This is a genomic window from Chryseobacterium sp. DZ-32, assembly GCF_059587025.1.
Genome location: NZ_JCAIOM010000002.1, coordinates 146,653 through 171,903, shown reverse-complemented (window position 1 = coordinate 171,903; position 25,251 = coordinate 146,653). Strand labels below are relative to the sequence as shown.

Sequence of the window (25,251 nt, the reverse complement as noted above, 5' to 3'; positions counted from 1 at the left end):
TATATTATTTTAATGATTAGTTATAAAATTTTCACCTATTTGTGAATAGTATGCAATAAATACGATTTTTAAATTATTAACATTAAATTAATAAATCCTTTATTCATCATACTTTCAGGATTAAATTATCTTTATTCAAACCCGACGTGTGATACTGCCAGTTGATGGTAATAACTTCTGTAAGAACCTTTCTGAGTTTATCAAAACAGTCCGGTTTTTTCATAAAAATGTGAGCACCTTTCACAAAAATTTCTTCTACTTCATTTTCCGGAATCGGATCAGAAAAAATGGCTGTCACCATGTTGTTGAATTTTGCATTCGAACTGATATCTTCCAGACATTCCATGCTCTCTTTTCCGGGAATCATATAATTTATAAAAACAAGTTCCGGAACTACGGCATCATCATTATTCAGGTATTCCATCAGGCTGTTCCCGTTACTGAAACATTGAACTTTTATAGAGATTTTCAACTCTTTCAGAATTTTTTTAAAAAAAATCAAGATGTTTTCATCGTTATCTGCTACTATTACGTTCAGAAATTCTTTATTCATACTGCATTTTAGGGTTTATTACCGTGCTTTGTACTCTTCTTCGCCTGCCAATAATTTTTTGAAACTGGGATGGAGTAATTCCTGTTGTATTTTTAAATTGGGTACTTAAATGCGCCACACTGGAATAGTTCAGCTTATGGGCAATTTCTGTAAGGCTTTGTTTGTTTCTTATGATAAGAGCCTTCGCATGCTCTATCTTCTGCAGAATAATAAAATTCTCAATAGAGGTAAAAGCAACTTCTGAAAACAGATTGGAAAGGTATCCATAGCTGTGATTAAGTTTTTCAGAAATATAGATAGATGCTTTTACAGGTATAATTTCATCAGAAAAGACAAGCTCTACAATAGCATCTTTGATTTTCTGTACCAACGCGTTTTTTTGGCTTTCTATGATCTCGATACCATAATCTTCAAGATTTTTCTTAAAAAGATTGTGCTGTTCCTGAGTAAGGGGCTCATAGAATTCCACCTCACCGAAGTTCAGTAACCTGTACTTCAGCCCGTGTTCTTTAAGTTTCTCGTCCAATACCTTTTTACAAAGAGCATTGAAATCAAATTTAACATACATTTTCATCCTAGTATATATAAGCCAATTTATGGAGTAAATATAATAATTTATTTCAAGTAAATGTGAAATAGGTGTATATTTTTAATATTTTACTATAAATACGAAAAAACTCCTGTATTTTAGAATACAGGAATTTAAACACTAAGGATGAAAAAAATATACTGATAAAAAGCTTTTCAGCTCAAAACCAAGCATATGAATGTATTGTATAAGTGATTTGGTTCTGAAGCAAAGATGAATCAAAAAAAGAAATCACTTGTTATAGAATTACAGGATAAAGTTACAAAATTTTAAGTCATTTATCTGTGAATTAGATATTCCATAAGAAAATCATCCATCACAAAACCGTTACCAATATCAAAGACACCTTCGTCATACACTCTATATCCCTGGGATTCGTAGAAGTTTCTGGCTGAATTGTATTTATTGACATTCAGGATAATTCTGTTGTTTCCGTTTTCAGAAACTTTCTCATTCAGAAACTGAAGTGCTCCTTTCCCAAATCCTTTTCCTTTACTCTCAGGAACCAGATAAATCCTGTGTAACTTTGTGGTTTCCTCTTCATAGTTGTGCTCATATCCGATAAAGCCTTCACAAGTATTATTATTTTCATCCTGAATAAGATAATAATGATAATTCGGATTTTGGAAATGATGTAAAATTTCATTTTCAGAATACATTTCTGAGAGCATAAACTCCATTTGTTCTTTGGAAAGAATGTCTGCATAAGCATTTTCCCATGATCGTCTTGCAAGATCCTGAATCAACGGGATGTCTGCAGCTGTTGCCTGTTGTAATTTCATGATTGGTTATATTGTGATGATTAAAAAAAGTGAAAAGCCTAAACTTTTCACTCTTTATATTGTTCAATGATATTGACGAGTTTTAACATGATTAAAATTCATTTTGTCAGATCATTATTAAATCTTAGCCATTTCAGCTTTAATTTTTGCATGAAGACCTTCAGAAGCTTTTACCAAAGGAAGTCTAAGATAATTTTTGATGATTCCTTTTTCAGCCAATATTACCTTAATACCACAAGGATTACCTTCAGCAAAAATCAGGCGGGTAATATCTACCAGTTTGTTGTGAATTTCATAAGCTTCCTTTACTTTACCTTCGAAAGCCAGCTGTACCATTGTTGAAAATTCTTTAGGATACGCCTGTCCGATTACGGAAATTACACCATCTCCACCGGCTAATGTTACAGGTAATGTATATTCATCATCTCCTGAAACTAAAGAAAATCCTTCAGGTTTCTTTCTCAGAATATCAAAATACTGAAGAATGTTAGGAGAAGCTTCTTTAATCAAAAACAAATTCGGGAATTCCTTTGCAAGACGAAGTGTAGTATCAGCTTCTACATTTTGCCCTGTTCTTGACGGAACATTATAAATGATAATATTTTTTCCTGTGGAAGCTAATGCCTTATAATGCTGATAAAGCCCTTCCTGGTTCGGTTTATTATAATATGGAGATACTGAAAGTACTGCTTCAAATGCAGAAAGATCAGCTTCTTCAATCTGTTTCTTGACTTCAAGAGTATTGTTGCCGCCAATTCCCAAAACCAATGGAAGACGTTTATTATTCACCTTAATGATATGCTCAATTACCTGTTTCTTCTCCTCTGCAGAAAGCGTTGCGGCTTCTGCCGTTGTTCCCAATACTACCAAATAATTGGTTCCGTTTTCGATATTGTACTCCACAAGTTTTGTTAAACTGTCGAAGTCTACGGATAAATCTTCATTAAAGGGCGTTACCAATGCAACACCTACTCCTTTTAAAATGCTCATCTGTTAGAATTATTTTTGCCAAATTTAATCATTTACGGTAAGAATTTGTAATAAATAATAATGTTTTATTATACATATAGTTATATTTGCATATACTAAAAGAGATTATGAAAAATAAATTCTTGTTATTAGGAATTGCTCTGGTGTCGCTTACTGCATGCAAAACGGCTTCTGTGCCGCAGCTTGTGAATGTAAAGACCCAGAAAAATATTTCTATTAATAATGAGCTAAAGAATGATGAGGAGTTTGTAAAATTGATCGAACCTTATAAGCAGAAACTGGATCAAGAAATGAACCAGAAGATTTCACATACCAATGTGGATCTTACCAAACAGGGCGATAACAGCAATCTGGGTAATCTTTTAGCTGACTATACGTTTGAAGGAGGTAATGAGTGGATCAAAACTCATCTTAAGCAAAATGTAGACGCTGCACTGATCAATATCGGAGGGATCCGTACCACTATCGGAAAAGGAGATATTTTACTTAAAAATGTATTTGAGGTAATGCCTTTCGAAAATGAAGTAGTGATTGTGAAAATGAAGGGAGCAGATTTACAGGGTCTTTTTGAGTATTATGCAAAAACGCAGGTCAACAATCCTGTTTCTCATTTATACATTGAAACAAAAAACGGACAGGTAACCAAAGCCTTAATCAACGGCAACACAGTAGATCCGGCTAAAGATTATTATATTGCCACTTCAGACTATCTTGCCCTGGGCGGAGACAATATGAAATTCTTTGCTAAAGGAGAAACCATTGCAACAGGGATTAAAATGAGAGATATGTTTATCGATTATTTTAAAAAATCACCTGAAGTGGTGGTTAATTCGGATGTTCGTTTAAATTTTATCGGGAAGTAATAATGGATAGAAAAAGTTTTTTAAAAGCAATAGGAGGCGGATCTTTAGCAATGGCTTTAGCTCCCAATATGATGATGGCGGAGGAATTAAAAATTCTTAATTTAAAATCTGCAAATAAACTGACTATTCTTCATACCAATGATCAACATAGCAGAATAGAGCCTTTTGACGCGAGCTATACCAAAAATCCCAATCAGGGAGGTTTTGCAAGAAGGGCAAGCTTAATCCAACAGATCAGAAACCAGGAAAGCAATGTTCTTCTTCTTGATTCAGGGGATATTTTTCAGGGAACTCCTTATTTTAATTTCTTTGGAGGTGAGCTGGAATTCAAATTAATGTCTATGATGAAATATGACGCCTCTACTATGGGAAACCATGATTTCGACAATGGACTTGATGGATTTTTAAAGGTGCTTCCAAATGCGAAGTTTCCATTTATCTGTTCCAACTATGACTTTAAAAATACCATTCTTGACGGGAAAACCTCTCCTTATCAGATATTCAACAAAAATGGAATCAAAGTAGGGATTTTCGGGGTGGGAATCCAGCTGGATGGTCTTGTAGGTAAAAAACAGTACGGGGAAACTGTTTATTCCAACCCGATTGATGTAGCACAGCATTATTCAAATTTTCTGAAAAAAGATCAGAAATGTGATCTGGTGATTTGTCTTTCGCACATCGGATACGACTACAGAGACGAACCGGATAAAATAAGTGATAAAATTTTAGCGGCCAATACAGAAAATATTGATATTATCTTAGGAGGCCATACTCATACATTCTTACCGGAACCACAATCCTTTACCAACAGACAGGGCAAAAATGTCCTTGTCAATCAGGTGGGATGGGCTGGCCTTCTTTTAGGTAGGATAGATTTTTATTTTGATACAAACAAAAACGTACAGCATATTTCCTGGAACAATCAGGTGATAGATAGCAGCATAACCGCATAATATGAAAAAACTTTCTCTAATTTCTCTTGGTATTTTAGCATCCCTGCAACTGACAAAAGCACAGGTTATTTCATCCAAAAAGTGGGCAGACCTGTTTTCCTATAATAATGTCTTAGCCATGAAAGAAGACAATGGAAAAATCATTGCAGCCACCCAAAACGGAATATTCTATTATACAATATCAACAGGAGAAATTACGAAGTTATCCAAAGCCAACGGGCTTCATAATATCGGAATCACAGCTTTTGATTATAATCCACAGACTAAAACCGGACTTATCGGTTATGAAAACGGTTCTATGGATGTTATTACGCCTCAGGAGATCAAATATATTGTTGATATTCCCATTGCTACAGGATATAATGGGGACAAAAAGATCAACCACATTTCCATAACCGGAGATCAGGCTGTCATTTCTGTTGGATATGGAGTTTCCATCTTTAATCTTCAGAATAAAGAATTTGGTGATTCTGCATTTTTCCTGACCGGCGGGGTTTATCAGGCAAGTAATGAAGCCACCATATTCGGGAATAAAGTATATTCTGTAACAGATACAGGTTTGAAAAGCCATCAAATGAATACTACATTTCCTGTATTTTCAACCTGGACAACAGAAGCTCCCGGAGCTTTCAAACATATAGATTCAGAATCAGAACTGGTTTTCTCAACGGCTACAGCGGCTTATATTTATAATAACGGTACCCCGACACAACTTCCTACTACTTTTGAAAAAATCAGGGATGTTGTTATTACTTCCAATAGTATTGTGGTTACAGATAACAGAGTATACACCTATGGAATCAATGGAGTATCACAAAATGCGGTAAGTCTTGGTGAAGAATGCAATACTGCATTAACAGCTGGCGGAAAGATTTTAGGAGGAACGGTATTATCGGGAATTAAGGATGAAGGTAACAATACTTTTAAACCTTCCGGTCCTTATTTCAATTTTGCTTATAATATCAATCTTTTTGATAATAACCAACTTCTGGTTTCTACCGGAGCAAGAGCGAATAACTATAACGAACCGGTTAGTAATCCTAAAAAACCTGGATTTTACTATTTTACTGGTACAGAATGGGTGTATCCTTCTTTTTTTGTTAATAACCCACAGTCTATCAATGTACTGGATGCTACATTAAGTCCTTTTAGTAATAATGAAGTATTTTTCACCAATTATACGATGTTTGATAATGGGGTCTACAAAATGAAGTACAATGCTACCAGCAAGGATTTTGAACTGGTAAAGTATTATAATCTTGGAGCACAGCCTTATTACAGACGCCCTGTAGGTTTTGCCACAGACTCTCAGAGTAATCTTTTTGTATCTTTTGGTTTCAATGATGGGAATCCATCTATAGGAATTTACGATAAAGCAGCAGATGATTTTGTTATTAAGAAAATAGTTCTGGCCAGTGATGGTACTCAAAAACCGGTTTTCCACGAAAATATGTTGTGGACTCCGCTGCCAAGATCCAATAACTTCTGGGTATATGATTATAAAAATGCTCTTAACCTTTCCGATGATTCAGATTATATTCTGGGAACATCTAATGGATTTAACAGTTCAGGAGGAATTTTATCTGTAGCCTTTGATAAGGCTGGTGATGCATGGATTGGTACGGACGGAGGTCTGAGGATCATGTCAAACGCAGCATCAGAAATAAAAAGTGCCCAGCCTAAAGTAGAACCTATAGTGATAGAGCAGAATGGTTTGGGTGAAGAGCTTTTCAGAGAATCAGCAATTCTTCAGATTGCAGTAGATGGAGGTGATTATAAATGGGTATCCGTTGACGGCGGCGGTGTTTACTATCTGTCTTCAGACGGTCAGAGAACCATAAAACATTTTACAAAGGAAAATTCACCTCTTCCTACCAATAGTGTTACTGATATCAAAATTGATAAAAAAACAGGCAAGGTGTATTTTGTAACGTATAATGGTATTGTAACCTATCAGGGCGATGTTGCTGATGTAACATCCAATTTCGGTGATGTTGTAGTATATCCTAATCCTGTTGTTTATTCAAACTTTAAAGGAAAAGTAACGATAAAAGGTCTTGCAGAAAAAACCAATATAAGAATCGTGGATGCTGCAGGAAATGTAGTACACTCTGCCGTTGCACGTGGAGGTTATTATGAATGGGATCTCAATAATCAGAAAGGAACAAGAGTAGCTTCAGGGATTTATTTTGTCCTGATGACGAACGAAGACGGATCTGATAAAGCTACCGCCAAAATAGGAGTGGTTAATTAATGAATTCACAAAACGGTTTTTTACTTTCATTTATCAAATACGGGGAAAATGATGCGGTATTGCATTGTTTTACAGAAGAAGAGGGTTTTCAAAGCTATTTTCTGAAAGGAATTTATTCCAAAAAGAACAAAAAGAAAGCCCTGCTTCAGCCGCTGAGCCAGCTCAATTTTTCCATTAATCCAGCACGGGGCAACGGAATCCCGACTGTTTCAAAATTTGAATTGGTAAAAAACAATGACATTTATACAGATATAAAGGTCAATACTGTCATTTTCTTTATCTCGGATTTTCTGAGTCATATTCTTAAGCATGAGAATAAAAATATTCCCGTCTATTCCGGTATTGATCATCTTATCACTGAGCTGAACAATAGAAATTATCAGGCACATCTTCTGTTTTTACTGGCTTTTTTAAAAATTCAGGGTGTAGCTCCATTATTGAGTGAAGGTAATTTCTTAGATCCGGAAACCGGCAATTTTTCTCCGGGAATAAGTCATCAGCTTTTTAATGAAGAGATTTCAATGATATGGAAAGAAGCTCTTTGTGCAGAAGATTTTTATGCCACAAAAATCCGTTCTTCTTTGAGAAAAGATTTCCTTGACAGTCTTTTGGTGTACTATCATTATCATATCACGGACTTCAAAACTCCGGCCTCACTTGAAATTATACAGCAGATATTTGAATAAACCAACTTATTGTTTTTCTGCATTATCCGGCATTTCAGTTTCGGATTCTGCCATTTCTTTTTTGGAAAATCTGGGCTGAAGAATCTTAGCAATAAGTCCCGTCCAGCCTGTCTGATGGGAAGCTCCTACTCCACGGCCGTTGTCTCCATGGAAATATTCATAGAAAAGGATATAATCTTTAAAATCCGGATCGGTCTGAAATCTTTCATACTGTCCATGAACCGGGCGTTTACCATTTTCATCCTTTAAAAATATTTTCGCGAGCCTCTTATTTAAGGCATCTGCAATCTGATCAAGGTCTGAATAATTACCGCTGCCCGTAGGATATTCTACCAAAAAATCCGGACTGTAATAGAAGAAAAAACGCTGAAGACTGTCAATAATAAGAAAATTGATCGGAAACCATACGGGGCCGCGCCAGTTGCTGTTTCCACCAAACAAGCCGCTGTCACTTTCAGCAGGGGTATATTTAACAGTAAAATCCGTTTCATTCAGAGTTAAAGTATAAGGATTTCTTTCATACTCTTTGGATAAAGCTCTTACTCCGTAATCACTTAGAAACTCATCCGGATTCAACATCCGGTTTAACAACCTTTTCAGACGATGTCCCCGAAGCAGAGATAAAAGATGTTTTGAATCCTGTCCTTTCACTTCCCATCTTGAAACCAGAGAAGCCAGTTCAGGTTTATTATCCAGTACCCATTTCATTCTTTTTTTGAAATTGGGAAGGTTTTCAATCATTTCATCATCAATAACCTCAACAGCAAACATCGGGATCAACCCAACGATGGTTCTTAATTTCAAATACATATGAGTTCCGTCACTGGAAGTAATTGCATCATAGAAAAATTCATCCTGCTCATCCCAAAGACTGAAATTCTCATCCCCCATATTATCCAATGAATGGGCAATCGACAGGAAATGTTCAAAGAATTTCATCGCCATCTCCTCATACACCTTATTGTAAAGGGCCAGTTCCAGGGCAATTCTCATCATATTGAGGGCAAACATAGCCATCCAGCTCGTTCCGTCCGACTGTTCCAGCTGTTCTCCGTTGGGTAAAACAGAATTCCTGTCAAAAACACCGATATTATCAAGCCCCAGGAATCCTCCTTCAAAGATATTATTACCATTAAGGTCTTTTTTGTTAACCCACCAGGTAAAATTCATGAGCAGTTTTTGGAAAGCACTTTCCAGAAATTCCAGGTCCGGTTTGTCTTTTAAATATTCATCAATTTTAAATACCCTGAAAACCGCCCAGGCATGTACAGGAGGATTCACATCACTCAGGTTCCATTCGTAGGCAGGAAGCTGTCCGTTGGGATGCATATACCATTCAAACAGGAAAAGCTTTAACTGATGTTTGGCAAAATCCGGATCTATCAGTGAAAAGCTGATGGTGTGAAATGCAAGATCCCACGTTGCATACCATGGATATTCCCATTTATCAGGCATTGAAATGATATGCTCATTGTTCAGATGTTTCCAGTCGTAGTTTCTTATCGTTTCCCGGGATTTTGGCGGAGGCATTTCGGAAGGATCACCTTTCAGCCATTTTTCTACATTGTAATGGTAAAACATTTTATTCCAAAGCATTCCTGCAAAAGCCTGTCTCTGAACCAGTTTTTCATCTTCCGAAGCAATTCCTTTCTGGATTTCTGCATAAAACTCGTCTGCTTCTTTTTGTCTTTGTTTAAAAAGAATATCGAAATCTTTAAAAGGTTCTCTTATATCTTTATCTGAAAGCATGAATTCAAATATTTTTGATTCTCCCGCTTTAAAATCTTCATCAATAAAGAAAGAAGCTTTGGTTCCTGCATTTTGTGGATTTACAGACTGGGAATTTCCCGTCATCACAAAATTATTTATTCCATCTTTACAGTATTTTGAATCATTAGAACATTGATAAAGCTTTTCATTATTGGTTTCATTATTACAAAACAAGGTCTTTAAGGACTGTTTTGCATACACATTTTTAATCTCAATATCCTGATGATTGACTTTAATATGGTCAGCATCTTCCGCAGACAATTGGGGTTTATAATCATCATATCCCCATTTCCAGGTATTTCTGAACCAAACTGTCGGCAAAATGACCAGAGATGCTTCTTTTTCAGATTTATTGATAATTGTTAATCTTACTAGAATATCATTCTGACTTTCCTTTGCATATTCTATAAAAATATCAAAATAGTCATTCTGATCAAAAATTCCTGTATCAATCAGCTCATATTCCGGATCCTCTTTTCCTCTTTCAGCATTTATTTTTACAAGCTGCTCATAAGGAAATGCATTCTGAGGGTACTTATACAGCATCTTCATATAAGAATGTGTAGGAGTAGAATCAAGATAATAGAAATATTCCTTTACATCTTCACCATGATTTCCTTGTGCGTTGGTGAGTCCAAAGAACCGCTCTTTCACCATTTTGTCCTTTTTATTCCAGAAACCTACAGAGAATACAAGTTTCTGAAGATCGTCACAGATTCCGCATATCCCTTCTTCACCCCAACGGTATGTTTTGGCTTCTGCGGTATCGTGGCCTGTGTAATTCCAGGCATCTCCGTCTTCACTGTAGTCTTCACGAACGAGCCCCCATTCGCGGTTGCTTACATAAGGGCCCCATTTTTTCCATGAAATATCTGAAATTCTCTGTTTTTCCGACATAAATGATAATTATGAGTAGTGAGTAATATTTAATTCCGTTTCAAGTTCTAAAAAACAACCTCAAAAACTTTAAACCTTGAACATTAAACTTTGAACTTCGAATTCCTTTATCCTCCGGTAGAAAAACTCTCAAACGTAGTCATTCCACCATCCACGAAAATGCTTGTTCCGGTAATATAATCTGCAAGATCACTAGCAAGAAATACAGCTAAATTTCCGATATCCTGCGGTTGTCCGATTCTGTTATAAGGAATAAGGCTGAGAAGAGAATTAAGGGCTTCCGGAGTATCCCATGCATTCCGGTTAATCGGCGTCTGAATCGCTCCCGGACAAATGGAATTGACACGGATTTTGTCCGCACCATATTCCTGAGCAAGCGTTTGCATCAACATTCTGATTGCCCCTTTACTGGAAGCGTAATTAGCATGACCCGCCCACGGAATAATTTCATGGACTGAACTGATATGAATAATTTTCCCACATGCAACAGAGCGGGAAGTGTCGATTCCTCTTCGCAGAAATTCTTTAATGGCTTCTTTGGCGCATAGAAATTGTCCCGTCAGATTAACTCCTATGACCGCATTCCATTGGTCAAGAGTCATTTCAGTAAATTTCGCGTCTTTCTGAATCCCTGCATTATTGATCAGAATATCTACAGTCTGGTACTCAGCAATGACATCCTGAAACATTCTGATGACCTGATCTTCTTTGGAAACATCACATTGGTAGGTCATTCCTTTCCCTCCGGCATCCGTTATTTCCTTTAAAACAGCTTTGGCTTCATCTGTAGATCTTTCTGAGGAATGGTTGACAATGACCGTTGCTCCTGCTCCGGCCAATGATTTTGCAATTCCTGAACCGATTCCACTGGAAGCTCCTGTGACTACAGCCACCTGATTCTGAAGTGATATTTCCATGTTTTGTAATTTGATGTTACTCAAAGTTATGGAAAGATATCAGCAGATAAAAAATTATGATTTTAAAATTTTATTAAAGTTTTTTGTACATCAGATATTGAGGTCCGCTTCTTCCGATTCTGGTCTTACCGTCGTAAATGTATCCTGCCTTAAGGTAAATATGGTAAGCAGAATCGTTTTTCTGATTGACGGCCAATACAATTTCATCGCAGGTTTTAAAGTGGTTTCTGACAAAATCACTTAGTTCAAGCATCGCCGCTTTTCCAATTCCTTTGCCCTGCATCCCGGGATTCACAGATAAAGATCGTAACAACGTTGAGTTTTCATTATCAGTAATTTCCAGTTTATCTTTCCCGAAATCAAGGACAAAAAAGCCTGCAGGCAGATCGTTGTAAAATATAGTCACGGGAAATGCATCGTTATCATCCCGCTCACTGATGCTTTGCAAAGCCTGTTGAGCAGTCGCTGTAAATCTCATCTGATTTTCATCCAAAGCATAGCTGACCCCGGAAAGATCTTCTGGTTTAAAGAATTCTAAATGTATCATAGTATTAGTGATGGTAAATATCTTCATACATTACCCCTGCACGGATTTCCACGGGAAGCTTATTTTCCTCCGGAACAATCGGGCAGTTGTAATCATAAGCATTATAAGCACAGAACGGATGGTAAGATTGATTAAAATCAAGCACAATGGTATTTCCTTTCGGAATCTTGAGATCCATATATTTTCCTCCTCCATACGTTTCTTTTTCATTGGTTGCATCACGGAACGGAAGGAAAAGATAGTCTTTGTATTTTTCCTGTTTGATAAGATCCAGGCTTTGGTATAACGTTACAGTATACGGCTTGCCATCTAATGTAAAGGTTGCTTTTCCATATTCCTGATACGTTTTTGTTTTCCCTGAAGACGTAGGAAGTTCAAAAGGTCGAGTATTTTCTGACTTAACAAATTGTGCAGTAACTCTGTATTTAGCATCAAAAGGGAAGAAAGGATGTCCTTTAAAATTTTTAAAATTATCATCTCTTAATGGAGTTTCCTTTGGGTTAAGATATTCTGCATTGAGTTCTTTCTGAAACTTCTGTACTTCTTTCTCTTCCTTTGACATCTTTTTCTGAGAAAAAACCCATAGAGGAAGCAGTAAAAAGAGTATGATATATTTTTTCATGAATTTAAAATTATAAGTAAAGCTATGAATTTTCATTCCAACAAAAGTTAAAATTGTAATAAAAAATATAATCTGTTTTAAATAAAATTCACCTCTGATAATCTAGCACACTTTTTGAAAAACAAAGCTCATGGACAGAAAAAGCTTCATAAAGACCAGTGTTCTGGCAATATCAGGATTTTATTTTCTTCAATCCGAATTATTTCATGCAGCGGAAAGAAGAAACAATCAGATCGTTGAAAACAACGATGTTCCGATTGTTATTATTGGCAGTGGATATGGCGGAGCGGTTTCAGCTTTGCGTCTTTGTGAAGCAGGAAAAAAAGTAGTGCTGCTGGAGATGGGTCTTAACTGGGAAAAAGCAGGAATTCCGTTTTCCAATCTGCTGAAACCCGGGAAAAGCTCCGCATGGCTGAAAAACAAAAGCATTGCTCCCTTTATGAATATTTTTTCTCTGACTCCTTTTACCGGAACTCTGGACCGTCTGGATTTTAATCATATTAAAATCTGGGTAGGAAGAGGAGTTGGCGGAGGTTCTCTGGTGAATGGCGGAATGGCTGTCACTCCCAAAGAAAGCTATTTCAGAGAGGTTTTCCCTGATCTTGATGCTGAAAAGTTTTATAATCATTATTTTCCTCTGGTACGGGAAGAACTCAAGGTAAATGTGATTGATGAACAGTTTCTGAAAGACTGTCCTTATTATAAATTCACCCGGGTAGGTGAAGCAGAAGCTCACAAAGCTGGTTTTAAAACCATTCGGGTTCCCAATGTATATGATTTTAAATACATGGAAAAAGAATTCAGGAATGAAGTTCCCCGCTCTGCTCTCAATACTGAAGTGATTTATGGAAATAACCACGGAAAAAACAGTTTAGATAAAACCTATCTCAGAAAAGCACTGGAAACAGGAAATTTAGAAATCCTTGACCTTCATCGTGTCCAGACTATTCAACTGAATGATGACAAAAGCTATACATTAAATGTCCGGCAGACAGATACTTCCGGAGCTATGATTGCGGACAAAGTTTTCCACTGCAAAAAGCTGATTCTTTCCGCAGGAACAATGGGTACTTTGCAGCTTCTGTTACAGTCTCATGCAGAGAACGGATTTCCCATCCATGAAAAGATTGGTAAAAACTGGGGAAACAATGGAAATTTCATGACCGGAAGAAACTGGGTTAAGCCATTGTCTGGCGGCACCGGAGCTAAGCAATCCACTATTCCGGTAGGAGGAATTGATAACTGGGATGATCCGGAACATCCGTTTTTCACAGAAATTGCTCCTCTGCCCATGGGAATGGATGTGGCTACTGCTTTATATCTGCTCATCAACAGGGTTGATAAAAAGGGAGAAGTTGCCTATCATAAAGCCAGCCAATCCCTGACATTAAACTGGGATGAAAGCAATACCGCTAAAATGAGAGAAAATGCCCAATATTTTACCCGTAAAATGAATAAGGCTAATGGCGGTACAAGAAGCCATTTACTTTTTAATAATGGGTTTGGGGCAGATATCTGTTATCATCCGCTTGGAGGGTGTGTTCTTGGTGAAGCTACCAACGAATATGGAAAGCTAAAAGATCACGAGAATCTGTATGTGCTGGATGGTTCTTTAATTCCGGGAACCATTGGTGTTAATCCGTTTGTTACGATTACTGCGATTGCTGAATATTGTATTGAAAATCTTATTAAACAGAATGAATTTGCCTGAAATTAAGGCATCTTTCTTACTTCGTTAAGATAGTTCCTGATATCATGCTCCAACTTTGAAGGGTACATACAATGAAGCTTTTCTGCCAGTGAAGTTCCCAGCTCATGAACCACATCTGCATAGGCAAACAATGCATTCCAGTTTTCTTCAATATCGCTGCCGGAGAAAGTTTTTTCCACTTTATTCCATAAATCAGATGAGAGATATTTTTTGAAGAGTCTTCCGTGTTTATTGGTTGTGATATTATTCCAGTCATGATTTTCGGCAATATACCATTCAATCAAAGGGACAAGATAATCTGTACGCAGGATATTTTCAGACATAAATTTGGCGTAAAAAATGTCTCCGCGTTTCAGGCATTTTGCAACATAAGTTGTATCCCACCAGAAGTCATTCATCCGCTGCTGAAATTCTTTTTCTGTCGGCTGCTGAATCATTATTGACTGATAGGTAGGCGGTTTCATACTATTGGTCAGGTTATCTTTATCTATTAAAACCTTGTATCCTACATCCCAGTCTTCGGGAAGGTTTTCCTGATTGATTTCTTCAATAAATTCCGATACCTGATACAGCTTAAAATCCACTTTTACATGATCTTTATATAAGACCATTTTCATAGCATGCTTTCCGTCAAAAACACGATCATCTTCTTCAATCATGGAAATAGGATCACCAAAAAGGCTGATCCATTTATTTTCCGACTCATAGGATGATCTGTTACCAAAAACAAGCTCCACATCAAGATCACTGAAATCATCTACCGGAGCATAAGGGTTTACCAATGAACTGGTCAGGAGAACAGCACGGATATCAGGATTGTTTTCAGCCCATTGAATAATCTGTTTCAGTTTTTCTTCCCTTGCGCTCATACTTACTTAATAAGACTCTGATATTTTGACGCGATACACATCAGAAGAGTTTCTTTTAATTGATTCTACAAAGAATCCTCCTTCCTCAGGAATAACTTCTTTCAGATCAAAACTTTTGCAGTCTTTTGGCAGCCCGGAAAAGATCAGGGTAAACCAAAAGTCTTTCATAAAGGGAACCGGTGTCCAGTATGGAGAAATTGAAATGTTTTCCGCATGAATCATTTTGCTTCTATGCTCAGACTGATTGTCAAAAAGATAGGTTGAATGCCAGATTCTGATCAGGTTTCCTAAGAATGGTGATGCCGGAAAGCAACAGTGTACAATAACCTGCCTCTCCTCTTCTGTTTTCGCCTGAAGAGATTCAAGGATTTCCTTGGCAATGACTGGTTTTACAATTACTTCTTCCACCTTTTTATGAGTAATAGGTAATGAGCAATAAATAATAGGATTACTTATTGCTCATTATGGATGTTAATATTCTAATTCTAATTTTTCTTTGGTGTAATTTCTTACTTCCTGAGTCAGTTCCGGGTTATCAGCCAGTTTTTGACCATAGGAAGGAACCATTTCAAGCAACTTTGCTTTCCATTCTCCATGCAGTTTTTCAGGGAAGCATTTTTCCAGCACATTCAGCATGGCATATACTGCTGTGGATGCACCTGGTGAGGCTCCCAGCAGGGAAGCAATCGTTCCGCTCTTGTTTACGACCACCTCAGTTCCGAATTCCAGTTTACCCCCTTCTTTTTCATCTTTTTTGATGATCTGAACTCTCTGTCCTGCTACTTTCAGTTCCCAGTCTTCTTCTTTAGCATCTTTGATAAATTCTCTCAAATGCTGCATTCTCTGAGACTTTGTCATGGCAACCTGCTGAATCAGATATTTTGTAAGCGGAATATTATGCCACCATGCTCCAAAAAGTGACCTTAAATTCTTCGTATTTACACTTTCAGGAAGGTCAAGATAACTTCCTTCTCTTAAAAATTTGGTTGAGAATCCTGCAAAAGGTCCGAAAAGAAGTGCTTTTTTCCCATCGATAATCCTAAGATCAAGGTGTGGAACAGACATTGGCGGAGCATCTACCGTAGCCTGAGTATATACTTTAGCATGGTGCTTTTCCACCAGTTCCTGATTATGACTTACCAGCCACTGCCCTGAAACCGGGAAGCCTCCGTATCCTTCACTTTCTTTAATATCTGAGCTGTCCAGTAGGGGAAGCGCGTATCCTCCCGCACCGATAAATACAAAATCTGCTACCACTTCCTGTTTGTGGCTATGGATTCTGTCTTTCACTTTCATTTCCCATGTACCGTTTTCTCTAGGGCTGATATCTTTTACTTCGTGGTATAAGAAAACCTCAACATTAGAATCTTCCAGAAGATGTCTTCCCATTTTTCTCGTCAATGTTCCGAAGTTTACATCTGTTCCCATATCCATCTTCGTTGCAGCCATTACTTCGGACTGATTTCTTTTACTCATTACCAGAGGAATCCATTCTTTCAGTTTTTCATGATCGGTAGAAAATTCCATTCCTGAAAAAAGAACAGACTCTGCCATTTTATCGTGGCGTTTTTTAAGGTATTCAGCATCTTTTTCTCCGAATACAAGACTCATATGAGCACAGGAATTGATAAATTCTTTAGGTTCACGGATATATCCTTTGGTAATCAGATAAGACCAGAATTGTTTTGAAATTTCAAACTGCTCTGCAATGCTTTCGGCTTTGGTAATATCAATAGATCCGTCCGGTTTTTCAGGGGTATAGTTGAGCTCACAAAAAGCGGAGTGGCCTGTTCCGGCGTTGTTCCATGCAGCTGTACTTTCTTTGGCAAACCTTCCGAGTCTTTCGAAGATAGCGATTTCAAGATTTGGATCAAATTCATGAAGCAGCGTTGCTAAAGTGGCGCTCATGATTCCGCCGCCTATCAGTACAACGTCGTATTTAGGTTTCGGTGTTCTGCTTGTAAGCGATTGTGACATAATTTTAAAATTTTACTTCAAATTTCGGGAAAAGTTTTAAAAATCAGCACGATTTAATCCGTTATTTTTTTGTTCAGAAGACTTCTTGAGTACACAACAAAAAACCATGGAAAATTTCAATAAAGTACCATTGAAATGATTGATAATATAAAAAGCAGTACGGGCCGCTGCCAGGATAAATCAATAAAAAAACTTAAGCATTTAGTGCCTAAGTTTTTCTATGTATGTTTAACGAGCTTTTATTCCAGCTCCATTTTAATTCAATTTTGCGGTCAGTTTTTTAAACTGCTTTTCAGCATTTTTACCTTCATACAAAATAGCATATACCGTATCAATAATCGGGAGTTTAAGGTTTTTCTGTTTCGCTGTCTTATAAATGGAATCTGCTGCGTAATATCCTTCTGCTACCATATTCATGGACTGAATGGCAGACTTCACGGTATATCCTTTTCCGATCAGGTTTCCAAGGTTTCTGTTTCTTGAGAAAAGTGAATACGCCGTTACCAAAAGATCACCCAGATAGGCACTTTCGTTCACATCTCTTGGTGCTTCATAAATAGCTTCCAGGAAAGTTTCCATTTCACGGATTGCGTTGGAAACAAATACGGCTGTAAAGTTGTCTCCATATCCTAATCCACTGGCAATTCCTGCTCCTATGGCAAAAATGTTCTTAAGGATTGCACTGTATTCATTTCCTAAAATATCTTTACTCGTATGCACTTTGATGAAATCTGAACTGAATATTCCTTCAAGTTTTTCAGCGGTTTCATCTTCTACTGCTGCAATCGTAAGATAAGAAAGTCTTTCCATGGCTACCTCTTCGGCATGACAAGGTCCTGCAATAACAGCCTGGTTTCTGAAACCAATTTTAAATTCATCACGCAGATAATGCGCCACCACATCATTTACTTTTGGAATAATTCCTTTAATTGCAGAGATAAAGATTTTATCTGAGTAATCACAGGTCATCTTATCCAGAGTATCGGACAGGTAAATAGACGGTGTTGCCAGCACAATAACATCACAGGCAGATACCAGCTCGTTAATATCTGTTGTCAGTTTTAAACTTTTAAGATTAAAATGTGCCGCCGTAAGATAGGTTGGGTTATGCCCGCGCAGCTCGATAGCTCCTTTTACAAATTCATTTCTTACGCACCAGTGTACAACTTTACAGTTTTCAACAAGCATTTTTACGATAGCGGTTGCAAAACTTCCGCTTCCTACAACTCCTACAGAAATATCCTTTTTATTCTTTTTTGGATTCGAAGATGCTGAAATAATTTTCTTTTTAGCCATAATTGGAATGTGAACTGCAAAGATATTAAAACAAAGACGTAACGCGGGCTTTGAAACTATGATAAAAGCCATTTTCTGAAAAAATTAACACTTCAACACAATTAAATAGTTAATTAGCCGTTAAATACAGAAAAAACTGAATTTTAAATAAAAATAACTCACAAAACTTATTTTTATTTAAATTTGCAGCTTCAAAACCGTTTTAAATTGACTAAGAGAAGAAATATGAAAAAATTTCTAAGCAGCAAGAAGAACGTAAACATTCTCCTGGGAGGACTTTTACTAGTAGTTTTTGCACAGGGTATCTTCATTGCCAAGCTCTTTTCTGAGAGAGATGACAAAACCTACGAAGTGAACCTTGTAAAAATAAACACTGAAAAAGACAGTGTAGATTATCTAAAAATGAAAACTGATCTTACTCTTGTAGATCAGACTGTTGCCCAGCTCAACTCTTTCCTGAAGTCCAAAGACATTACCAACGAAAAGCTGATGATGCTCAGCCAGGACAGTATTTCAAATTCTATTTATCTTTCCAAGCAGGCTAACCGATACAGCCAGTATCTGATGGATCTTCAGAAAAAACTGATGCAGGTTCCTCTAGGAATGCCTACTGACGGCTATATTTCGTCCAATTTCGGGATAAGAAAAAATCCTATCCCGTTCAAAACTGTTTTTGCTTCGGTAAAATCTGGTGCAGCGACTGAGACAAAGCCAGCTGCCGTTGCAGCAGCAAAACCTGAAGTAAAAGCCGAACCCGTTGAGAAAATTGTAGAGCTTACTGACAGCTATGGAAATAAAAGAGAAGTAAAAGTAATGGTTACTCCAAAAGCGGCTCCTGTAGCTGCTGCTCCAGCTCCTTCTACAACGAAAACTGTTGCGGGTAATACTGCAAAAACTACCATTGCTGAAAAAAACAATCCACCTGCTGAAGCTGATCAGATGCAGTTTCATAAAGGACTGGATATTGCTGTGGCCTATGGTTCCGATGTAAGAGCCGCCGCTGCCGGAACAGTCATTTTCTCCGGACAAAAAGGAGGCTATGGAAACTGTGTAATTGTTTCTCACGGAAACGGACTGGCCACACTATACGGACATTTATCTGAACTTGTTGCTAAGGTGAATGATAAAGTAAAAGTAGGCCAGGTCATTGCGAAATCCGGAAATTCAGGGCGTTCTACAGGACCTCATCTGCATTATGAAGTACACAAAAACAATACTCCGATTAACCCGAAATTGTTTATGAATCTATAAAAAGAAAACTGTCTTATGAGAGGCAGTTTTTTGGTTTTAAAAATTAAAGTATTCATTTAGAGGTCTTTTTTAAACACGAAGAGCACGAATATAACGAATCACGAATATAATTCTCATGATCATAGATCTTCAAAATCTATAAAATCTGCGAGAGAATATTTTAATTCAAAGTTTTTAATTTGCTTTCTTTTGATTCTAAGGAGGCAAAGTTGGAATCAGCAAGCTGATTTAATGAAGCTTAAGGATATTTTCATTGTTAATTCTTATGATATAAAAAAACAGCTGCATTGGCAGCTGTTTTTTTACTTTAAGATTTTAAGCGTTCCTTTCGGATGGGTGAATGTACCGTCCGGACCTGCAATATTTGAATACACGATATTTTTATTATAATCCTGAATATGGGTTACATTGAAACCAAGGTGCGGCTCATGCCAGTATACCATAAAAACATTTTTTGCTACTTCTACTGCAGTATATTCTACAGTGTCCGTACTGTTTTTTGAACTTCCTTCTGTTCCTGTAAACGTCATGGTTTTGTTATCTTTAAAATCAAGAATGAATTTAACTTCTCCAAAGTCCACTTCCACTTTACTTCCGATTACCGGATAGGGTGATTTAAGATCCCAGTCCATTTCTTTAAGATAAACCTTTACTCCCATTTCAAGTTCTTCTTTTCCTGGCAGATCAGGGTATTTTTTTACCATAAAATCTACAATTGCAGATGTAGTTTTGTTCTCTGTTACTGCCTGTTTATAATTTTCCAGATAGTTTTTCACAAAATCAAGAGATTGTGGTGATGTGGAAAGTTCTGCAAAATGAGAAGGAATAACTTTTTCCGGTTTCAAACCTTTCATAGCATCAATCTGCCCTATCCATTGATCAATGGCTTTTACATTCTGAGTGTCTGCCATCCAGAGATGTGAGCCAACAGAAACTGAAATCCCGCCGGCAATGGTTTTAATGGAAGGAATCCACAGAAAACTGTGTGCCGGATCTTCCGGGTTTTGTCTGATTTCAATTTTATTTCCTTCAAGATCAGGAATTGAAGTAACTGCTTCAGGAATTATAATTTCCGATGGTGCATCTGCCTTCAACTGTGGTTTCCACACTCCCATTTTATCATCTTTTGAAGCTGATATAAGATAAGCAGTCTGTGCCGTTGAGATAATTTTAGCATTAGGAAAAGCTTTTCTAATCACATCCAATCCAAAATAAAAATCCGGATCACTGTGAGAAATAAAAACGGTTTTCAGGTTCTTTCCTGTTGCTTTTATTTCTTTTACCAGCTGTTCTGCATACTGTTTCTGAAACTGGGCATCTACAAGTATCGCATCTTTATCTCCATAAATAATGGTAGACGTAATAGGAAAAATAGCTTTGGCTCCCGGATTATAAACTTTCACTTTGAGATTCCCTGCAAATATGCTGATGAATCCCAAAAGTGCTAATACCGACCATAATTTTTTTTGTATCATTTTTGTTCTTTTATAGATTAGTAAGCTGCTGTGAAACGTTCACGGATGTGATTGTTCTGTTCCAATTCATCTACCAGCACTACCGCTACATCTTCTACAGAAAGACGGCTTCTTCCGTTTTCATCAAATACCGGAGTTTCCAGTGAAGTTCTGTATTTTCCTGTTCTTTCTCCTACATTAGCCTGATTCATTTCGATAGCAGGGCTGAAGAATGTCCAATCCAACGTATTATTCTCTTTGATCTTGTTTAAATAATCTCTTGCCGCTGTTGCCCCTGGTTTGTAAGCTTCCGGGAAATCAGGAGTATCTACAATCTGTACGTTATCCGGTGTGTAAAGGCTTCCTGCTCCACCTACTACAATCAGTCTTTTTACTCCCGACTGTTCTACAGCTTTTTCAATGTTCTCGGAACCGTTTAAAAAATCGTTGTAAAGGTTAGGGTTGGTCCATCCTGCATTGAATGTACTGATTACGGCATCGCTTCCTTTCAATGCCTCAGCCAGTTCGTTTACATTGTTTACATCAACACTTTTTGCAGTTACATTTTCCTGTGTTTTCACTTTTGATGCATCTCTTACCAATGCTTCTACAGCATATCCTCTGTCTGCTAATTCTGATACTACGTGTGCTCCTACAAATCCTGTTGCACCGATTACTGCTACTTTTTTCATAATGTTTTATTTTTAATTAAATTGTAATAAATTTTGTTACATTTAAGGCTAAAAAATTTTTATTCAAACTGGTCAGTGAATTCCTGTAATGACTTGTCTCCTAAAAAGTTTACCACCAATTGATCTGTTTCTTCAAATAATGTATTTAAATGATTGTTGATCTCTTTTCCAACACTGCATGCCGGATTGGGATTCTGATTTTTTTTACCTAATACTTCTGTATTTTTTACTGCTTTATAGATCTCGGAAATAGTGATCGTTTCAGCATTCTTTGCAAGCTGGCTTCCTCCCTCTTTTCCCTGTCTGCTGATAATAAGGCCTGCTTCTCTCAATACGCTGATCTCCTTTCGGATAATCACCGGATTCACATTGATACTACCGGCCATCCAGTCAGAAGTAAGCCACTCCTGAGGACTTTTCGCCAATAATGTCATAATATGTACTGCCGTAGCAAATCTTGTATTGTTCATTGTAATTACAGGGCAAAGATACACATTTTTTAAATGTAACAAAATTTATTACAGTTAAATTTTTCTTAAAGGATCAGTTTATCCAGATCCAGTAACAGATAATTGATATTCTGATTAATGGTACGGGTTGCCGACTGCATCTGATTCAGCATAGCAGCGCGGTTATGAAGATCATCAGCCCTGTAAAACCCGCCATCACTGAAAATCACAGATTTATCCGCCGCTTCCTTACTATCATCAAACTGGTAATGCAGCCACCTCTGTTTCATATTCCCTATAATGGAATGCTCTTCTTTATTGGAAAACTTTTTCTCTGTGTACATATACCAGATAAAAGGGGGAAAATTCGGAGACTCTAATTTTTCTTTCCAGATATCTCTCAAAAGGTTTCTCTGGTGAATAAACTCTACCTTTTTCCCTTTTGGATTAAGGGTTGCCAGTCCAAAACCTGCTCCCAGAACCCCTCCGCCAATATCGATGGCATTACTCCAGCCTTGATCATGTACAATTCCTCCTGCTATTGAAGCTGCTGCTCCTGCAACAATTGAATATAAAATAAGCTTATTATTTCTTGATGAATTTAAGTTATCCACATAATTTCCAATCTGGGCTACTCTTTCTCCTTCACAGTCGAACTCTGCGGCTACTGCATCCAGTTCCGTAAGAGCAATCGTTATTTTGCTGTTTATTTTTGTCTTCAACTGTAAAACTTTAACCTGGGAAGCAAGGGATGAATCTTTTTTAAGATCAATAATCTGATGAACTTCATCCAGATTATCCAGTGCGTTTAAGATAAGAATACTCTGATCAGAAAATACTTCTTTTAATTCTTTATTGGCTGCCAATATAGAATCTGAATTATAAGACGGAAGTTTGTTGCTGTAGTTATATTTGAACGGCGCTTTACAGTAGCTGTCTTTCAGGGTGAGAATATTCTGCTGAATAGCCTGATTCTTCCTGGAAACACAGGAAGTAAGAAGCCCGAAAACAATCAATAGGTAAAAAAGTTTTTTCATTCAGTGATTTTTTGTGTTATCAGGTATATTGCAAAATAAATTTCTCCATTTTCCCAATTCTCCTATACGAATATAATACAAATAAAAAAATTTACCTGAAATCAGGTAAATTTTTAATCTATTTTTAAGAAGGATTATTTAATATCCAGCAGTTCAACTTCAAAAACAAGCGTACTGTTAGGCCCGATTTCTTTGCTGATTTCCTGATCGCCATACGCTAAGTGTGGAGGAATGATTAATCTCCATTTGCTGCCAACAGGCATTAACTGAAGTGCTTCCGTCCATCCTGAAATCACTCTGTTCAAAGGGAAAGATGCAGGTGTACCTCTTTTTACAGAACTGTCGAATACTTTCCCGGAAATAGTAGTTCCGTGGTAGTGGCATTTTACAGTAGATTTGGGTCCTGGTTTCGGGCCGTCGCCTTCTGTAATGATTTCATACTGTAAGCCGCTTGGTAACTGCACAACGCTTTCTCTTTTACCATACTCTTCCATATATTCTTTACCGTCTTTCAGGTTTTTTTCTGCTAATTCTTTTTTACGTTTAAATAACATATCTGCTACTCCCATATTATAATTTTTTACAAAGATAAGGCTTTTTGGGTTTGGAAGATGGGAGCACGATAAGCGAAGTTTAAAAGCCTGAAGAATTTTCCTCTCAAACAAAGTGACTTTAATTCATTCTCATTAAAAATAAATAAACACTAATAATCAACAAGTTAAAAAGATTATTTTTCAATATTCATTAATCATATAGTCTTACATTTTTGATTTTCAAAGAGCTTTTCCACAAAATTCAAATATTTGTAATACTTATTTAACACAGATTTCGAAACTTGGCGTTATAATTGGATTTTAAAAACTAAATGCCAAATCCACTAAAATATAATAAGAAGTTTGATGAACTGAATGAAGAGGAAAAAAAGCTTCTGGAAATCAATAAAAAAACAATAGCAGATTTTGTTGAACAATCCTCTTCCATCAGCGATGTCAACTATGCTACCAGAAATGCCCATGCCAAAACGTATGCGGTAGCAAAAGGTACATTCAGGATAGAATCTGATATTCCGGAATCACTGCAGCCTTTTTTTGATAAGGAAAAATTTGATCTTACTATACGGTTTTCCAATGCTCAGCTGAAAATTAAGAATACAAGAAAGGATATTCCTGCCTACGGCTTTGCAGTGCAGATCAAGAATGAAAACGGTGGGCTTCTTGCCAATTATCCATTGGTGAATTTTCCCCTGTTTCCTATAAATTCTGTTTCAAATTTTTTGAAACTGTTTACGGCGGTCAACAGATTTTACACCAAAAAATGGAGCAGTTTGTTTACCCTGCTGCTTCAGATGATTAAAATGACTCCTTCCCTGCTAACAGCTGATATGGTTCGTAATATGATTCAACTTCTTCGTAAAAGAAATGATTTTATTCTTTCCTTCGACTATCATTCTATAGGAGCTTACCGGCTTGGAGATCATATCATCAAAATAAAACTGTCTCCTCAATCTGTGGATAAGAACATTGGAAAAAAACAAAAGGTCAAGGATTCTTTAAAAAACTATCTGCAGACACACAACTTTACTGCAGATGTCCTGATACAGATATGTTATGACCTGAAAGACCAGCCTGTCAACAAACTGAATGTGGAGTGGAAAAACTCTCCTTTTATTAAAATCGGCGAAGTAAAAATCGACAAAGATTCTTTGCTGGATTCCCGTAACTGCAACACTGAACTTCTTTCATTCAATCCTTTTGAGAGTAAAATATTTTTTCAGCCTGTAGGAAAAATACAAAAGCTGCGTGATGAAGCTTATAAGGTTTCCCTACAGACGAGAAGAAAGATCAATAAGCTGCTGCATGGGAAAAACAGCTAGATTAATGATGAATTATGAGTTTTAAATGATGAATTTTTGAGTGCAGCTATAAAGATTTTATCTAAAAAAGAGTATTTCTTGGGAGTGTCATTCTGAACACAGACTGAAAGTCTGCGAACGCAGTTCAGAAATCCAGCCTCTTTTATTAAAGTTTAAAACTTAGAGTTTCAACGGCGTCTTTCTCATTCATTTGTGCTGCTTCTTTCCTACTGTGTCATT

The 25,251-nt window shown here is 36.9% G+C and carries 24 protein-coding genes; 7 read left to right on the top strand and 17 right to left on the bottom strand.

Annotated elements, in window-relative coordinates:
* Positions 1 to 106 precede the first annotated feature (106 nt).
* From AC59HC_RS02830 to dapA, 4 genes are all read right to left on the bottom strand, one after another.
* Positions 107 to 553, bottom strand: coding sequence for a response regulator (locus AC59HC_RS02830; RefSeq protein WP_202843507.1), 447 nt, complete (start codon positions 551 to 553; stop codon positions 107 to 109).
* The gene (locus AC59HC_RS02825; protein ID WP_110009546.1) at positions 546 to 1,127 is read right to left on the bottom strand and encodes a helix-turn-helix domain-containing protein; all 582 of its coding nucleotides are present in this window, start codon (positions 1,125 to 1,127) and stop codon (positions 546 to 548) included. The genes AC59HC_RS02830 and AC59HC_RS02825 overlap by 8 nt, the downstream gene beginning before the upstream one ends.
* Before the next feature lie 293 nt (positions 1,128 to 1,420).
* The gene (locus AC59HC_RS02820) at positions 1,421 to 1,924 is read right to left on the bottom strand and encodes a GNAT family N-acetyltransferase (protein ID WP_110009547.1); all 504 of its coding nucleotides are present in this window, start codon (positions 1,922 to 1,924) and stop codon (positions 1,421 to 1,423) included.
* Between the two features lie 117 nt (positions 1,925 to 2,041).
* Positions 2,042 to 2,914 (bottom strand): 4-hydroxy-tetrahydrodipicolinate synthase, encoded by an 873-nt coding sequence (dapA, locus tag AC59HC_RS02815; RefSeq protein ID WP_202843509.1) that lies wholly within the window; start codon positions 2,912 to 2,914, stop codon positions 2,042 to 2,044.
* A gap of 107 nt (positions 2,915 to 3,021) precedes the next feature.
* On the opposite strand from dapA, the gene AC59HC_RS02810 reads away from it, so the two are divergent.
* Genes AC59HC_RS02810 through recO form a run of 4 tightly spaced genes read left to right on the top strand, consistent with a single transcriptional unit; the run spans position 3,022 to position 7,670 of the window.
* Positions 3,022 to 3,777, top strand: a complete 756-nt coding sequence (locus AC59HC_RS02810) for a 5'-nucleotidase C-terminal domain-containing protein (protein ID WP_202843511.1) — start codon at positions 3,022 to 3,024, stop codon at positions 3,775 to 3,777.
* 2 nt (positions 3,778 to 3,779) lie between these two features.
* On the top strand, positions 3,780 to 4,730 hold the full coding sequence (locus AC59HC_RS02805; RefSeq protein WP_202843513.1) for a bifunctional metallophosphatase/5'-nucleotidase: 951 nt from the start codon (positions 3,780 to 3,782) through the stop codon (positions 4,728 to 4,730).
* A 1-nt stretch (position 4,731) separates the two neighbouring features.
* Positions 4,732 to 6,984 carry a type IX secretion system anionic LPS delivery protein PorZ gene (gene porZ / locus AC59HC_RS02800; RefSeq protein ID WP_496557969.1) on the top strand — a complete coding sequence of 751 codons (2,253 nt, stop codon included), beginning with the start codon at positions 4,732 to 4,734 and terminating at the stop codon, positions 6,982 to 6,984.
* Positions 6,984 to 7,670: a DNA repair protein RecO gene (recO, locus tag AC59HC_RS02795; RefSeq protein ID WP_496557968.1), complete on the top strand. Its 687-nt coding sequence runs from the start codon at positions 6,984 to 6,986 to the stop codon at positions 7,668 to 7,670. The genes porZ and recO overlap by 1 nt, the downstream gene beginning before the upstream one ends.
* A 6-nt stretch (positions 7,671 to 7,676) precedes the next feature.
* Here recO and AC59HC_RS02790 read toward each other — a convergent pair whose 3' ends face one another.
* The 4 genes from AC59HC_RS02790 to AC59HC_RS02775 form a co-directional block, all read right to left on the bottom strand.
* Positions 7,677 to 10,337 carry an MGH1-like glycoside hydrolase domain-containing protein gene (locus AC59HC_RS02790; RefSeq protein WP_496557967.1) on the bottom strand — a complete coding sequence of 887 codons (2,661 nt, stop codon included), beginning with the start codon at positions 10,335 to 10,337 and terminating at the stop codon, positions 7,677 to 7,679.
* Between the two features lie 107 nt (positions 10,338 to 10,444).
* The gene (locus AC59HC_RS02785) at positions 10,445 to 11,254 is read right to left on the bottom strand and encodes a glucose 1-dehydrogenase (RefSeq protein WP_496557966.1); all 810 of its coding nucleotides are present in this window, start codon (positions 11,252 to 11,254) and stop codon (positions 10,445 to 10,447) included.
* A 73-nt stretch (positions 11,255 to 11,327) separates the two neighbouring features.
* Positions 11,328 to 11,801, bottom strand: a complete 474-nt coding sequence (locus tag AC59HC_RS02780) for a GNAT family N-acetyltransferase (protein WP_496557965.1) — start codon at positions 11,799 to 11,801, stop codon at positions 11,328 to 11,330.
* A 4-nt stretch (positions 11,802 to 11,805) separates the two neighbouring features.
* Positions 11,806 to 12,423: a DUF1684 domain-containing protein gene (locus AC59HC_RS02775; protein WP_496557964.1), complete on the bottom strand. Its 618-nt coding sequence runs from the start codon at positions 12,421 to 12,423 to the stop codon at positions 11,806 to 11,808.
* Between the two features lie 130 nt (positions 12,424 to 12,553).
* Here AC59HC_RS02775 and AC59HC_RS02770 point away from each other — a divergent pair, with 130 nt between their 5' ends.
* Positions 12,554 to 14,134 (top strand): GMC family oxidoreductase N-terminal domain-containing protein, encoded by a 1,581-nt coding sequence (locus AC59HC_RS02770; RefSeq protein WP_496557963.1) that lies wholly within the window; start codon positions 12,554 to 12,556, stop codon positions 14,132 to 14,134.
* 2 nt (positions 14,135 to 14,136) lie between these two features.
* On the opposite strand, the gene AC59HC_RS02765 is transcribed toward AC59HC_RS02770, so the two are convergent.
* From AC59HC_RS02765 to AC59HC_RS02750, 4 genes are all read right to left on the bottom strand, one after another.
* On the bottom strand, positions 14,137 to 15,003 hold the full coding sequence (locus AC59HC_RS02765; RefSeq protein WP_496557962.1) for an AadS family aminoglycoside 6-adenylyltransferase: 867 nt from the start codon (positions 15,001 to 15,003) through the stop codon (positions 14,137 to 14,139).
* 6 nt (positions 15,004 to 15,009) lie between these two features.
* Positions 15,010 to 15,411 carry a hypothetical protein gene (locus AC59HC_RS02760; protein WP_034693615.1) on the bottom strand — a complete coding sequence of 134 codons (402 nt, stop codon included), beginning with the start codon at positions 15,409 to 15,411 and terminating at the stop codon, positions 15,010 to 15,012.
* 63 nt (positions 15,412 to 15,474) lie between these two features.
* The gene (gene mqo / locus AC59HC_RS02755) at positions 15,475 to 16,980 is read right to left on the bottom strand and encodes a malate dehydrogenase (quinone) (RefSeq protein WP_137904875.1); all 1,506 of its coding nucleotides are present in this window, start codon (positions 16,978 to 16,980) and stop codon (positions 15,475 to 15,477) included.
* A 255-nt stretch (positions 16,981 to 17,235) separates the two neighbouring features.
* Positions 17,236 to 18,276 (bottom strand): NAD(P)H-dependent glycerol-3-phosphate dehydrogenase, encoded by a 1,041-nt coding sequence (locus tag AC59HC_RS02750; RefSeq protein ID WP_343641820.1) that lies wholly within the window; start codon positions 18,274 to 18,276, stop codon positions 17,236 to 17,238.
* Between the two features lie 225 nt (positions 18,277 to 18,501).
* Between AC59HC_RS02750 and AC59HC_RS02745 the strand changes: the two genes are divergently transcribed.
* Complete coding sequence (locus tag AC59HC_RS02745; RefSeq protein ID WP_343641781.1) at positions 18,502 to 19,527, top strand: M23 family metallopeptidase; 1,026 nt, start codon at positions 18,502 to 18,504, stop codon at positions 19,525 to 19,527.
* Between the two features lie 302 nt (positions 19,528 to 19,829).
* Here AC59HC_RS02745 and AC59HC_RS02740 read toward each other — a convergent pair whose 3' ends face one another.
* From AC59HC_RS02740 to bamJ, 5 genes are all read right to left on the bottom strand, one after another.
* Entirely contained in the window at positions 19,830 to 21,002 is a 1,173-nt protein-coding gene (locus AC59HC_RS02740; protein WP_496557961.1) for a MoaF-related domain-containing protein, read from the bottom strand.
* 17 nt (positions 21,003 to 21,019) lie between these two features.
* The gene (locus tag AC59HC_RS02735) at positions 21,020 to 21,673 is read right to left on the bottom strand and encodes an NAD(P)-dependent oxidoreductase (protein ID WP_227942311.1); all 654 of its coding nucleotides are present in this window, start codon (positions 21,671 to 21,673) and stop codon (positions 21,020 to 21,022) included.
* Between the two features lie 59 nt (positions 21,674 to 21,732).
* Positions 21,733 to 22,143: an Rrf2 family transcriptional regulator gene (locus AC59HC_RS02730; protein WP_202843540.1), complete on the bottom strand. Its 411-nt coding sequence runs from the start codon at positions 22,141 to 22,143 to the stop codon at positions 21,733 to 21,735.
* A gap of 65 nt (positions 22,144 to 22,208) precedes the next feature.
* On the bottom strand, positions 22,209 to 23,159 hold the full coding sequence (locus AC59HC_RS02725) for a hypothetical protein (protein ID WP_202843542.1): 951 nt from the start codon (positions 23,157 to 23,159) through the stop codon (positions 22,209 to 22,211).
* A 134-nt stretch (positions 23,160 to 23,293) separates the two neighbouring features.
* Positions 23,294 to 23,728: a BamJ family beta-barrel-assembly machinery protein gene (gene bamJ, locus AC59HC_RS02720; protein WP_052198510.1), complete on the bottom strand. Its 435-nt coding sequence runs from the start codon at positions 23,726 to 23,728 to the stop codon at positions 23,294 to 23,296.
* Between the two features lie 296 nt (positions 23,729 to 24,024).
* On the opposite strand from bamJ, the gene AC59HC_RS02715 reads away from it, so the two are divergent.
* Complete coding sequence (locus AC59HC_RS02715; RefSeq protein ID WP_496557960.1) at positions 24,025 to 25,032, top strand: catalase family protein; 1,008 nt, start codon at positions 24,025 to 24,027, stop codon at positions 25,030 to 25,032.
* Positions 25,033 to 25,251: the final 219 nt, after the last annotated feature.